8 protein-coding genes are annotated in these 13,939 nt (G+C 32.6%); 4 read left to right on the forward strand and 4 right to left on the reverse strand.

Annotation, left to right across the window (positions count from 1 at the left end; all coding sequences use genetic code 11):
• The first annotated feature begins 366 nt into the window (after positions 1–366).
• Genes DZ60_RS0102330 through DZ60_RS0102340 form a run of 3 tightly spaced genes read left to right on the forward strand, consistent with a single transcriptional unit; the run spans position 367 to position 7,192 of the window.
• Positions 367–3,702 (forward strand): transglutaminase family protein, encoded by a 3,336-nt coding sequence (locus DZ60_RS0102330; protein WP_025740151.1) that lies wholly within the window; start codon positions 367–369, stop codon positions 3,700–3,702.
• Positions 3,703–3,719: 17 nt separating this feature from the next.
• Positions 3,720–6,296, forward strand: coding sequence for a circularly permuted type 2 ATP-grasp protein (locus tag DZ60_RS0102335; protein ID WP_034228517.1), 2,577 nt, complete (start codon positions 3,720–3,722; stop codon positions 6,294–6,296).
• A 2-nt stretch (positions 6,297–6,298) separates the two neighbouring features.
• Positions 6,299–7,192: a transglutaminase family protein gene (locus tag DZ60_RS0102340; protein ID WP_025740154.1), complete on the forward strand. Its 894-nt coding sequence runs from the start codon at positions 6,299–6,301 to the stop codon at positions 7,190–7,192.
• Between the two features lie 118 nt (positions 7,193–7,310).
• Here the strand turns inward: DZ60_RS0102340 and DZ60_RS0102345 are convergent, their stop codons facing one another.
• The 3 genes from DZ60_RS0102345 to DZ60_RS0102355 all read right to left on the reverse strand — a co-directional run bounded on the left by DZ60_RS0102345 (position 7,311) and on the right by DZ60_RS0102355 (position 12,493).
• On the reverse strand, positions 7,311–8,255 hold the full coding sequence (locus tag DZ60_RS0102345; protein WP_025740156.1) for an alpha-E domain-containing protein: 945 nt from the start codon (positions 8,253–8,255) through the stop codon (positions 7,311–7,313).
• Between the two features lie 4 nt (positions 8,256–8,259).
• Positions 8,260–9,726, reverse strand: coding sequence for a circularly permuted type 2 ATP-grasp protein (locus tag DZ60_RS0102350; protein ID WP_025740158.1), 1,467 nt, complete (start codon positions 9,724–9,726; stop codon positions 8,260–8,262).
• Between the two features lie 235 nt (positions 9,727–9,961).
• Positions 9,962–12,493, reverse strand: coding sequence for a T9SS type A sorting domain-containing protein (locus DZ60_RS0102355; RefSeq protein WP_025740160.1), 2,532 nt, complete (start codon positions 12,491–12,493; stop codon positions 9,962–9,964).
• 221 nt (positions 12,494–12,714) lie between these two features.
• On the opposite strand from DZ60_RS0102355, the gene trhA reads away from it, so the two are divergent.
• On the forward strand, positions 12,715–13,341 hold the full coding sequence (trhA, locus tag DZ60_RS0102360; RefSeq protein ID WP_025740161.1) for a PAQR family membrane homeostasis protein TrhA: 627 nt from the start codon (positions 12,715–12,717) through the stop codon (positions 13,339–13,341).
• A gap of 161 nt (positions 13,342–13,502) precedes the next feature.
• Here trhA and DZ60_RS0102365 read toward each other — a convergent pair whose 3' ends face one another.
• Positions 13,503–13,931, reverse strand: coding sequence for a DUF4268 domain-containing protein (locus DZ60_RS0102365; RefSeq protein WP_025740162.1), 429 nt, complete (start codon positions 13,929–13,931; stop codon positions 13,503–13,505).
• Between the last annotated feature and the right edge of the window lie 8 nt (positions 13,932–13,939).

The raw sequence follows: 13,939 nt of genomic DNA on the forward strand, positions 1-13,939 counted from the left end.
TTCATAATACTATGAAGGGTTTTTTTTATACCATAATTTCATCAGAATTAAAACAACAAATATTTGAAATGGGAGGGGATAAAACACAAAAAAACTCCTTAAAAAAACTCTAATAGGAGGAACTATTGTGTTTTTTTGATATTTCTAATTACATTTTGAATACTTATGCAGTGATAAAAAAATGAAATCTTTATTTTAATTAAAATAGAATAGAAAGTCAACAAGAATAACTTTTGATAAATGATAAACTCATAAATAAGATTAAAAAAAAATAAAAAATATGGTTTCTTAATAATTTAAAAATAACTTTAGATTTCTTATCGATTGAATTTCATTGATAATAGAAGTTAATTTTAAAACATATTTATGGCATTAAAAGTAGTCGTTTCTCATAAAACAGTTTATAAGTATGATCGTGATGTTAAATTATCACCACATGTGTTTCGTTTGCGTCCTGCCCCACATAGTCGAACACCGATTGAATCTTATTCTCTTAAGATTACACCAGAAAATCAATTTTTTAATTGGCAGCAAGATCCATTCGGAAATTATCTTGCACGTTTAGTTTTTCCGGATAAGACTAATAAGCTATCCATTGAAGTGGAAATTATAGCAGATCTAAAAACCATTAACCCGTTTGATTTTTTTGTTGAGAAATCTGCAGAAGAATTCCCATTTATATATGACAAAACTGTTAAAAAGGAATTATTACCATATCTTGAGATTACTGATAAAGGACCACTTCTAACAAAGTTTTTGACTACTATTAATACCACTTCTCGTAAAACTGTTGATTTTTTAATTGATTTGAATCAAAAAATATATAATTTTTTGAGTTATAACGTACGTATGGAAGCGGGAGTGCAAACCTGTGAAGAGACACTAAATAAAAGAAGTGGTTCTTGTCGAGATTTTGCTTGGTTATTTGTACAATCTCTTCGTCATTTAGGTTTCGGAGCACGTTTTGTATCAGGATATTTGGTTCAATTAGCATCAGATGAAAAATCTCTGGACGGCCCGTCCGGACCAGAAGAGGATTTTACAGATTTGCATGCATGGATAGAGGTGTATCTTCCTGGTGCTGGATGGATAGGTTTTGATGCTACTTCAGGATTGTTAGCAGGAGAAGGACATATTCCGTTGGCATGCACACCTTCTTTTGAAAGTGCAGCACCAGTATCGGGCTTTACAGATATTTGTACTACTGAGTTTGAATTTGAGAATTCGGTAAAACGAATTTTTGAAACTCCCCGGGTAACTAAACCATATACAGAATATCAGTGGAAAGAAGTTAACAAGTTAGGTTTAAAAGTAGAGAAGGAATTAGAAAAAAATGATGTTAGGTTAACAATGGGAGGCGAACCCACATTCGTTTCAATTGATGATATGGAGTCCGAAGAATGGAATACTGCTGCCGATGGACCTATGAAGAAAGAATTAGCCAAAGATTTATCAAGGAGATTAATGAAAGTTTTTGCGAACGGTGGGGTATTACATCATGCGCAGGGAAAATGGTACCCCGGAGAACCACTGCCCCGGTGGCAAATTGAAATATGCTGGAGAAAGGATGGAGAAAAAATCTGGCATGATAAAAAATTATTATCCACATTTAATACCGTTGCATCTCTTCCTGATAATGTCGATAAGTTATTTTTAGAAACTCTTTCGCAGTACTTGGCTATTTCTTCAGAGAATATTATTCCTGCATATGAAGATGCTTTTCATTATATGTGGGAACAGGAAAAATTGCCAGTTGATTATAATCCTAGTGAAGATACAGAGGGATCCTTGGTAAAAGAAAAGTTTAATAAAATTATTTCAGAGGGTACTTCAACTCCTGTTGGATATATATTACCGCTTAATAACTCTAAGAATATTTGGTTTACATGTGAGTGGACTTTTAGAAGGAAACATTTATTTTTAACCCCTGGGAATTCTCCTATGGGATTACGCTTGCCGTTAAATTCTTTACTTTCAAAACCTGCTCATGAAATATTTCCAATATATGAGCCTGATCTTTTTTCAAAGAAAAAGAAGTTTCCAAGCTTCAGAAGACGTGTGGTGAAAAGATATAACGAATTCTTAGAAAAAGGGATAGATTCTAGTTTGTCAAATTATTTTATCAGAACAGCACTTTGTTCAGAAATTAGAGAAGAGAAATTACATCTTTTTTTACCTCCATTAGATACAGCAGAAGCATTTTTAGATTTAATAGCGGCGATAGAGTTGACGGCCGAAAAAATCAATATTCCAATTGTATTAGAGGGCTATGAGCCTCCAAAAGATAATCGATTAGAGTCTCTCAAAATAACTCCAGATCCTGGTGTTATCGAAGTTAATGTACACCCTTCTCATGATTGGGCTGAATTAGTACAAACAACATCTACGATTTATCAACAGGCAAAGGAGGCAAGATTAGGAACAGAAAAGTTTATGCTCGATGGTAAGCATACTGGAACTGGAGGAGGAAACCACGTTACAATAGGAGGGGCCACACCTAAAGATAGTCCTTTATTGCGTAAACCAAGTTTATTACGCAGTTTATTGACTTTTTGGCAACATCATCCTGGACTATCATACTTATTTTCTGGGGCTTTTGTGGGGCCGACCAGCCAAGCTCCACGTATTGATGAAGCGAGGCTAGAAAATCTATATGAGCTAGAAATTGCTTTTAGTCAAATTCCTAAAAACGAAGAAGTCCCTTTTTGGCTTACAGATCGGTTATTTAGACATTTGTTAACTGATCTTACTGGTAATACACATAGGGCTGAGTTTTGTGTTGATAAATTGTATTCCCCAGATTCTTCTTCAGGCAGGTTAGGGATTTTAGAACTAAGAGGTTTTGATATGCCTCCGCACCCACAAATGAGCCTGGTACAAAATTTATTGGTAAGAACATTAGTCTCTTGGTTTTGGAAAAAACCCTATACCCATAATTTAGTTCGGTGGGGAACTGGTCTACATGATAAATTTTTGCTGGAACACTATGTTAGAGAGGATATAAAAGATATTGTTGTTCAATTGAATAAAGCTGGTTACCAGTTTAAGGCGGACTGGTTTGATCCTTTTTTTGAGTTTCGATTCCCATTAAATGGTGTAGTTACTATTAATAACACAAAGTTAGAATTACGTTCTGGAATAGAACCTTGGAATGTACTTGGTGAGGAAATGGCAGGAGGCACAACTTCGAGATTCGTAGATTCATCTTTAGAACGTGTTCAAATCAAGGTTTTTGATTTTATAGATGAAAGATATGTAGTAACTTGCAATGGTGTTAAGGTTCAATTACATAGTACGGGTGTTAAGGGCGAATATGTCGCTGGTATTAGATATAAGGCTTGGAACCCCTATTCCGCATTGCATCCAACTATAAAAGCTGAGGAGTCTTTGGTTTTTGACATCGTGGATACTTGGAATAAGAGATCTATTGGTGGTTGTACATATTTTATATCACATCCAGGAGGAAGATCCTATGATACATATCCTGTAAATAGTTTTGAGGCTGAATCGAGGCGAATAAATCGGTTTTGGGAATTCGGACACACGCAAGGAGAAATTAATTCGATGGATGGAAATTTCGATGATAGTGCGGTTGATATGAGTAAAAAAGTAAAAAATAACAGAAGTTCTAAAAAATTCAATTATAAAGAACTTCCAATTGATTATGAATTTCCATATACATTGGATTTGCGTAAAAAATGATAAAAAGTAATGTCCTAATGGATTTAAATACTAAAGAAGGACTCGTTAGAGATTATTTTTCAGAACATAGTTATGATGAAATGTTTTTATCAACTATGGAAATTAAACCTGCCTGGAAAAATATTTCCAATAGTTTAATTAATATGGGACGCGATGAGTTATTATCTAGACAGAAAGATATTGATTGGATGCTTTCTGAGAATGGGGTAACCTATAATGTTTATAATGATCCCAAAGGATTAAACAGACCTTGGAATTTGAATATAATTCCATTTGTATTATTAGAGTCAGAATGGAGAGGTATTGTAAAGGGGTTGCAGCAGCGAGTTCATCTTTTGGATTTAGTTGTGAAGGATATCTATGGAAAAAGGGAGTTGATAAAAAATGGTATTATTCCTGCAGAAATTGTTTATGGTCATCGAGGGTTTCTAAGACAATGCGATCAAATACTCTATAATACTCCAAAAAATATATCTATTTATGCATCCGACCTCTCTAGAGGTCCAGATGGCAGAATGTGGGTAGTTAATGATAGAGCACAGGCACCTTCTGGTATGGGGTATGCTTTAGAAAATAGGGCTACGGCGGGTAGTGTGTTATCTGATGTTTACAAAAAAAATGATGTAAAAAGAATTGACGGTTTTTTTCGTGATTTTAATAAATTACTAGTAGAATCTTCGCCTAGTAAAAATCCAAATCCTACTATTGTTATTATTACTCCTGGACCACATAACGAAACCTATTTTGAGCATGCATATTTGTCATCATATTTTGGTTATCCTTTGGTAAGAGGGAATGACTTAGTCGTACGTGAAGGCTTTTTATGGATGAAATCTTTAAAAGGGTTAAAGAAAATTGATGTGGTATTGCGCAGGGTAGATGATGTTTTTATGGATCCCTTAGAACTAAGAGAAGACTCTTATTTGGGGGTTACAGGACTTTTAGATGTGGTACGTAGGCAAAATGTTACCGTAATAAACCCTATAGGAACAGGTGTTATCGAAAATTCGGGATTGATTCCTTTTATGCCCGCTATTGCTAAATATTACTTGGGTGAGGACTTAATATTACCACAAATTGCTACTTGGTGGTGTGGACAGGAAAAAGAACGATCATTTGTACTAGAGAATTTATCAAAATTCGTTATAAAACGTATTGATCGATCCAATAGAGAAGATATAGTTTTTGGAGAATTTTTAACGTCAGAAGAAGAGGTGAATTTAAAAAATAAGATTTCTAAAAGTCCTTATCTTTATGTAGCACAAGAGAAAATAACTTTTTCTACAGTGCCCAACTTTACTAATGAACGATTTGAACCCAGAAATATGGTATGCAGAGCATTTGCAATAGCCAAAGGAGATGATTATAGGGTAATGTCCGGAGGGTTGGTACGAGTTTCTCCCGAAATAAAAACACGTAGGGTAAGTAATCAGCGTGGAGGAACAAGTAAAGATTTTTGTGTGCTATCTGAATCTAATAATTTAGAAAATATACATCCAGTATGGCAAAATGATCAAAAAATAACAGTGGCTAAATTGGATGACCTCCCTAGTATGACTGCCGAAAATCTATATTGGACCGGTAGATATTTAAGTAGGGCATTAATTACGAGTAGATTCTTGCGAATGGTGCTGAAGCAATGTACAAATTCAGATTTAGATATTCATACGATTACAGAAAATGAAAAGTTACATGTGCTACTTAGAGGGGTTACTAAGTTAACGAATACATTTCCAGGTTTTTTTGATTCTTCTAAGGGCAATCCTCTGCCAGATATAAGAAAGGAATTAACGGCTGTGGTTTTCGATAAGACTAAGCAAGGTAGTTTAGCAAACATACTCTCGTCTTTTAATAATTCATATTATGCCATCCGTAACTTATGGTCAACAGATATGTGGCGTGTTTTTGATAGTATTCAAAAAATATGTGTTCTTATGGAAGAAAAAAATGAAAGTACAGACCCTGTTTCTCTTAAAGCTATTTTAAAAATATTAGATCAGTTAATTACCAGACTTATTGCCATCATGGGGCTAATTGAAGAAAGTATTTTAGTTAATCAAGGATTGCTCCTATATTTTATAGGATTGAATTTGGAAGCCAGTATTTTTAAAATTAAAAAACTGGATATACTAATTACAAAATCAACAAATAAGGATATGGAATATGACTTATTAGAATGTTTGTTGAATAGTATGGAAAGTCTAAATATCTATAGATATAGCTATCGTTCTTATATCACAGTTGAAAATACATTATCCCTCGTACTCCTTAATCCTGAATATGCAAGATCATTGATGTACTTGGTATCTAGATTACGAAAAGATATTGGTAAATTACCATTTTCGGAAAATAAAGGTACATTAAATAATTCTCAAAGATTTATTAATGAAGCATTTTTAAAACTGAAAAGTATTACAGTAACAGGTTTGATAGATTCAAGTACAGAATATAGGAATGTGAAAGAAAATTTTAAAGAATTATTAATAGAATTAGAGGAGCAACTGACAGGTATATCTATTGATATTACGAATACATATTTTAATCATATTTCTGTACAATGTCAACTCTCTACTCAAAGTTTCCCTAAAGAATAACCATGAATTTTAAGATTATACATAGGACTGAATATCGTTATAACTCGGATGTTAGTTTTTGTCATAATATAGCTACAGTTATACCACGGGAAAGTCCTGGGCAAAAACTTTTGGATTTTAATTTATTGATCAATCCAACACCTGCTCCTATTGATTTTTCTGAAAGGACTGATTTTTTTGGAAATCAAATTACCCGATTTTCACTACAACAGTTGCATCGTAAACTAGAGGTTACTTCTACAAGTATAGTTCAAAGAGATTACTCGCACATTCGTAGAAATTTTTATACGGATGCTTGCAAAAATGTAACGCTTTCTCAGGCGAGATCATTATTAGATAAAAATGATGAATATAGTATTGAGGCAAAGCAGTATCTGTTAGAATCAATATTGATAAGAAATATTGGTAGTATGATAAAAAACTATGCAGAGCTTTCGTTCAAACCAGAAAGGTCTGTTTTTGATGCAACCTATGAGTTAATGCAGCGAATTTATACAGATTTTGATTTTGTTCCGGGTTTTACAAATGTATCTACTCCTTTAAAAGAAGTGATGAAAGAAAAAAAAGGAGTTTGTCAAGATTTTGCCCAAATAGCAATTGCTTGTATTCGGTCAATAGGTCTACCGGCAAGATACATTAGTGGTTATATTGAAACAATACCACCGCCAGGAAAGGTAAAACTTATAGGTACAGATGCGTCTCATGCATGGTTTGCTATTTTTATACCAAGTTTTGGTTGGGTAGATTTTGACCCAACGAATAATCAAATACCTGAAAATCAACATGTTGTTGTGGGTTGGGGTAGGGATTATTATGATGTACCACCATTAAAAGGAGTGGTTTATAGTTCTGGAAAAAGTAAACTAAAGGTATCTGTCGATATACGGCCGATATAAACTTTTTTTCGATTCCTCTATATCTCTTTTATTGCTGCTGCTGTTCTTGTTGTTGAATGGCTAAAGTGGTTTTTGTTTTATTGTTTTGGTGAATTGCTTCGTTCATATTGCATACAATTTAATAGTTAAAGTATTCCTTTTCCATCTTTTTACTAATTGCGACTAAGTCATTCAGTATTTTATCAATAAAAGTTTGAAAGTCTACTTCAATTTCTTCTATGTACTTGTACTTATATTCGTTGTAAATTTTATGCACTAAAAAAATTGTAGAATCCTTTTTGGGCTTTTTTTCTGATGATAATACTTGAATATGCTCTGTAACTTCATGAAGACTATTTATAACTGACCTTGGACAATTAGAATTCAATATTAGGAAATCTAAAGTATTGATACTGTTAGGGATTTTTTTTTGAAAACGATTCATCATATCATACGATTCTACACACTTTAATAATGTAGACCATTCTAAACTGCTTCCCATACCTGTATTATCTTGGTTACGAATCAGGAGAATATCGTTATATTTTGAATTTATAATTCGTATTACTTGTGTAGCTCTATCGAGGTTTATACCCAGTTTGATAATAGAATATACCTCATCATATAACAAAGTAGTTCTTATTTTAGCTTTTAATATGGCTGTAAATTCCATCACATTTGTAGTGAAGTCATAAAGCCCTTTTTTTACATAATCATCAACTGAATAATTCAATACAAAATGATAAAATTTGTTGATAGCTTCGTATAACTCTGTAGAAATAATATCGCGTGCACTATTTGCATTTTCGCGAGCCAATTTTACACAATTAATTATAGAGTATGATTTATCTGGATTGAGTCCAATATTATAGAGAACATCGGCATCGTATAATTCTTCTTCTGTTTTATGTGGATCTCCCACCATAAATAACATGGATTTCAATACAAACTGTCTGGATTGAGAAAATTCATTGGGAGCATCTAATGAAGAAAAATAATTAACACAAAGGTATCTTGCGACATGTTCCGAACGTTCAATATAACGTCCCATCCAAAATAAGTTGTTTGCAACTCTTGCTAGCATATATTTATTTTTTTAAAACCCAAGTGTCTTTAGAGCCACCCCCTTGAGATGAATTAACAATTAAGTTTCCTTTTTGCAATGCCACGCGAGTTAACCCACCTTTTAGTGTGAAATTTTTATCTTTTCCTAGTAGGGTATATGTTCTTAAGTCCACATGTCGCGGCTCAAAAGAACCTTCACCCTCAATATAAGTAGCATGCACAGAAAGTGACATTATAGGTTGTGCTATATATTTTCTAGGACTTTCTTTGATAACCTCTTTGACTTTATTAATTTCTTGAGTGGTCAGTTTATTACCAATAGAAATGCCATAACCTCCAGCTTCATCTACTGGTTTTATAACAAGATTATGAATGTTTTCTAATACAAATTTAAGATCATCAGGCCTACTGCAATGATATGTATGCACATTATTCAAAATAGGTTCCTCATCCAAATAGTACTTAATTATCTCAGGCATATAAGTATATACTGCTTTGTCGTCTGCAACTCCTGTGCCCGGGGCATTTACCAAACATACGTTTCCTTTGAGATATGCTCTAAACAGTCCGGGAACTCCTAGTACAGAGTCCTTCCTAAAGGCTTTTGGGTCGATAAAAGCGTCATCTATTCTCTTATAAATTATATCAACTCGTCTTGGACCATTAATAGTTTTCATATATACAAAGTCCTTTTCTACAAAAAGATCTCTTCCCTCTACGAGCTCAACTCCCATGCCCTTTGCCAGATAGGAATGTTCATAGTAAGCAGAGTTAAATACTCCAGGGGTTAAAACCACCGATGTCGGATTGTCCACTCCCTTTGGTTTCACTGTTTCGATAATTTCTAACAGATTCTGACTATAATTCGTAACAGAATGTATTTGATATTTGTCAAAAACACCAAATAATGCCCTTTTTAGCGCTGTTCGGTTACAGATCACATAACTTACTCCAGATGGACATCTGATGTTATCTTCCAACACATAGTATTTTCCATCAGAATGTTTAATGAGATCTGTTCCAGAAATATGATTGTAAACACCTCCAGGAGGGTTAAACCCTTCCATTTTCTTGAGGAAATTTGCCGAAGAATTTATGAGTACTTCCGGTATGATTCCTTGTTTTATAATTTTTTTATCATGGTATAAATCCCATAAAAAATGGTTTAGTGCTTGACTTCTCTGTAATACTCCTTTTTCGATATGTTCCCATTCTTTACTATCAATAATTCGAGGGAATAAATCAAACGGAAAAATTTTTTCTTTCGTTTGGTTATTACCGTATACTTGAAAAGTTATTCCTTGATTAAAAAAAGAAGTTTTAGCTTTTTCATTAAGAATAGAAAAATCATTAGTGGAGTGAGCACCATAAATATCAAATAAAGTTTGATAAACAGGTTTTACTTTTTGATTTTTATCAAAAACTTCATCCAGCTTATTTTGTTGGCCTGAATACGAGGAAAAAATAGGGTGATCTTTACACGATTTCATAAATCAATATGTCTTATCGCAAGTTATTGATCTTTGTTGTTTTTTTTATTGATAATAATTTAAAAATACAGGTATTTTTTTAAATTATTCGCTTATGTAAAGGCCTTTGAGGTGTTTTTGGTATTGATTTAGTGTTAAAAATAAGTGTTTTTTAATGATTTATTAAATTGCGATTAAGCTTTTAAAGTCGATTTCTTCGCTAGGTTCTAAAAAATGTTTTTACTAGCATAAGAAGTTATTTATTTTTTATAATTTTTTTATAATTTTTTGTGCCATCCTCATTACTTATTTCCATAATATATATTGCATTATTAAGTCCATCAGTATGTATCGTATTGGTATGTGTTGTTAGATTTTTGGATATAAGTAGCTGACCAGAAATAGAATATATTTTTAAGGCTGAATTAGCTTTTTCTCCTAAATCAATTGTAAAGTAATTTGTAAACGGATTAGGGAAAAGTTTTAAATCCTCAATTTTTTGCGATATTAGAGCGTTGCTCTTGTTCGAAGTAGTACAATTAATTACCGAGTTATTATTATCTACATCAAGTAAAGTCCAAATTGAAGCATTAGTATTATGTTGCAGGGAGCTCAGGTTTATATTTGTACCAAGGTTTAAATAGGTATCCCATGCTACATTTTTAATAGTATAGCCCTCAGAATCGTTCGGTATTATTTCCCATTGTGTCCATGTACCTGTAAATGTAGTAGGAGCAATCTCTATTTTAGAATTCGAAGTGGCTCTTAATCTTTTACCGGTTCTTACATTTTTAAATCTATAATAGTATTGGTCTTCACTAGGTACTTCTTCAATTTCCCATTGGGTCCATGTACCTGTATAGTTTGTTGTTGCGAGCCTTACATTTGCATAATTTGCTGTAGATGATATTTGAGCCCATAAATCTGCATCAGTATTTGCGATCCTCACAGTTTTTCCGATAAGTTCTTCTCGTCTTAAAGAAGTACAATTTTCACTTTCTTTGGGTATATAAATATCACATTCGTTATAATTGTGGTTGCCATATAAGATTTGACTTCTTAGGGAATAAATTGATTTTGAAACTTTTTTGATAGAGGCTCCTAGTTCTTCATATAGTTCAAAATCTTCAGAAAATACACCTTTGTTAGAGTCATTACCTGCTTTATCAATAAACCTAAACCAATGAAAACCAACATTACCTTTATTGCGTAAAAGTTTTAACATCCAGTTTTCATACCAATTCGCTCTATCTTGTTGAGTTGGTACTGTCCATCCAGCACCATCTTCATTACCTAATCCAGAATCATCTCCTTTAACATAAAACTCTGTTATTATAAATGGTGTATCAGAAGCATCTAACCACATGTCCATATGTTCTTCTTCGGGTTCAAATCGATTATAATAGTTTACAGAAATAATATCCATATACTTGCCTGCAGCCTCAAATAATTGAGGTACATATTTACCACCACCGTGATAACGAGTTCCTAATAGCATATGATTGGGGTCAACAGATCTAAAGGCTTCTGATACAATCCTAAAATAAGTTTCAGCAACATATCCCTGGTATTCTAATTCGTCATCTTCTGTAATATCATTTATAGAATATCCTGTCCCATATTTTTCTTGCATCCAAGAATTTGCTTCTTTAAATTGTGCATTATCATTTGATAATTGTAAACTTAAAGAGAGTTGGTATTTGTAAAAGGGAAGTTCATTATCGAGGAAATAGCCAAGCACCCACGGATCATTAAGGTATGGTGCTAATTGTGTAGCGGCAAGATTTTGACAAAAACTTTCGAATGTAGGTTCGAATACAGGTAATACATCTAATTCATAAGTGTTTTCAATGGTACTAGATGTGTCATTAAACTGTTTTATAACATTAAATCTGGGAGTATAGGCTATATTATCAATGTTTTCATCTGACCAACACCCCATTGTATTTATACCCATATCTTTAAGAATGGTTGGTTGAGATAGACCACCACCTTCTATTACTGAATTGAGGCCTGCACTATAAAATATAGCACCTTCTGGATCTATAATGTGCCATGTGTTTTCGCAATCTTTTTCGACTCTAAAAAAGCCCGTTGCGGTTGATGAACCTTGAGTCCAACCCCCGTAGGTATTCCTGTTTTCTGATTCATCGTGTTCTGATATTAAATTGCCATTATAATCTCCTTTTTCAGTTTCTATTGATACCGTATTATAAATGTCATATACAGGTATATTATATGATGTAGTGTCATAAAATAGTAATTGCGGTCTATCATTACTGTCAGATGCTTCATTTGAACCTAACAGAATGGGAGATGAAATTATACTGGTTGTAAATATTTTAAAGGCTAACGCCTGACTAGAGTTAGAAAATTGATGATTAATATATTCGGTAACATCAATGTAATATATATCATTTTCTTTAAAACCCCCGGAGGTAAAACTTTCAGTGTCTGTGGGTAGGGTGTTCCATGTTGTAGATTCGCCAAATCCGGTATCTAGTCCTAGGACACTTATATTACCATCATGACCTCCGATCTTAACTAATTTTAGTAGTACTTGTTGGTAATCATCAGGCATTTCACTTTTTAGAAATTTTAAGATAGAAACTCTCTCATTAGATTCTGAAAATGTATGCTTTAACTTAAGTACTCCTTCTGTCCCAAAACTCGTGTTTGGATTCGATATTTCTGCATATAAGTCTATTGAGGGTGATATAGCTGTAGTTTGACAGTGAGATGAAAAGTTTATTGCCAAAAGTAGAATAGTAAGTATATATTTATTCATAGTGATAAGTAATTAGAGTATTTGTGTTTTTTAATAGATATAGAAAGGTACAATTAATGAAAGATTTTAGTAATGAATTCTATAATTCGTATTGTTAAAATTAGAATTCGCAATGAGAGATGTTTTTAGGTGATAAAATCATTATGTGAATTCGATTATTGTAGGTTTTACTTGTATGATGTTGTGTACCACTAGTGATGTTTCTATATCTTTGTTCTTAAATGAAAATACAATCTGATACAGAAGAACGGTGGAACTGGTTAACTCATGGTTTTGCATTTATTTTATCCATATTGGGACTTTATGTTTTGGTGACTCACGATACAGAACAGTCAAAATATAGCCTATTTTCTTTATTACTTTATGGTATTTCATTGTTGGTATTGTATTTCGCCTCTTCAGCATATCATTTTAGTCAGAATCCTATCTTAAAAAGAAGGTTTAGAGTTTTAGATCATATTAGTATATATGTTTTGATAGCAGGAACTTATAGCCCTGTTGCATTAATATCTTTATTGAACAGCAGAGGTTGGCTTTTATTTTTTTTGGTATGGACAATTGCTCTTATCGGAACGATTTTAAAGTTGTTTTTTACGGGGAGATTCGAAATAATGTCTGTTATTCTTTATTTGATTATGGGTTGGTTGATTGTATTTGATATAGAAGCATTAATTACCCAAGTAGGTTCTGATGGAATTACATATTTAATTATAGGTGGTTTATTGTATACTGTAGGAATTATTTTTTATGCCATAAAAAAAATACCTTTTAATCATGTTATCTGGCATGTTTTTGTAATGGGCGGAAGTATTTTTCACTTCTTATTTATTTTTAAATATGTAATTTAATAAGGACTGTTGTGAGGTCCTAAAACACAAGAAAGATTTTAGTTTAGGATCTGTTAGGTTACATAAAATATTATATAGATACAATATTTTTGAAGAGTTTAAATAGATTGTCTATTGCATCAAACAGATTTGGGTGATAAGAAATATAAGAATTCTTTATATCAAGATTTTACATATTCTTTATACTCTAAAAAGAAAGCTTCAAATCTGGCCATATTATCATTAAGGAACTGCATAGTATGATCCCAGTTAGCTTTTTTATGGATACTCACATTAGGTAATTCTATATATATTCGCGATATGATTTTTCCATTATCGAGTTCATAGGCTTCATCAAAAATTACATCTGCAACATATTCAGAAGTTAAGATGGTTTTTAGACTAACAAACTTTTCAAAGTAATAGGCCCTAATTACTTCATCTTGCGGTTCAATATCAATAGATACTTGAGCTTTTTTTGTGGTAAATGTAAACTTGAGTGTTACGTCTTTTATCTTAGTGTTATATAATAGCCATTTTCGAGGATATTCTTTTCCAAAAGAGGTCCAGAATTTTTGTCGTATTTGTTTGGATTCTGATTTGCTAAACATGTCTTTTA

The organism is Aquimarina pacifica (genome assembly GCF_000520955.1).
GTDB classification, from domain to species: domain Bacteria; phylum Bacteroidota; class Bacteroidia; order Flavobacteriales; family Flavobacteriaceae; genus Aquimarina; species Aquimarina pacifica.

Coding starts and splice junctions, on each gene's coding strand:
- trhA (WP_025740161.1), top strand. CDS start 12,715: ATGAAAATACAATCTGATACAGAAGAACGGTGGAACTGGTTAACTCAT.
- DZ60_RS0102355 (WP_025740160.1), bottom strand. CDS start 12,493: ATGAATAAATATATACTTACTATTCTACTTTTGGCAATAAACTTTTCA.
- DZ60_RS0102365 (WP_025740162.1), bottom strand. CDS start 13,931: ATGTTTAGCAAATCAGAATCCAAACAAATACGACAAAAATTCTGGACC.
- DZ60_RS0102345 (WP_025740156.1), bottom strand. CDS start 8,255: ATGCTAGCAAGAGTTGCAAACAACTTATTTTGGATGGGACGTTATATT.
- DZ60_RS0102340 (WP_025740154.1), top strand. CDS start 6,299: ATGAATTTTAAGATTATACATAGGACTGAATATCGTTATAACTCGGAT.
- DZ60_RS0102335 (WP_034228517.1), top strand. CDS start 3,720: ATGGATTTAAATACTAAAGAAGGACTCGTTAGAGATTATTTTTCAGAA.
- DZ60_RS0102350 (WP_025740158.1), bottom strand. CDS start 9,726: ATGAAATCGTGTAAAGATCACCCTATTTTTTCCTCGTATTCAGGCCAA.
- DZ60_RS0102330 (WP_025740151.1), top strand. CDS start 367: ATGGCATTAAAAGTAGTCGTTTCTCATAAAACAGTTTATAAGTATGAT.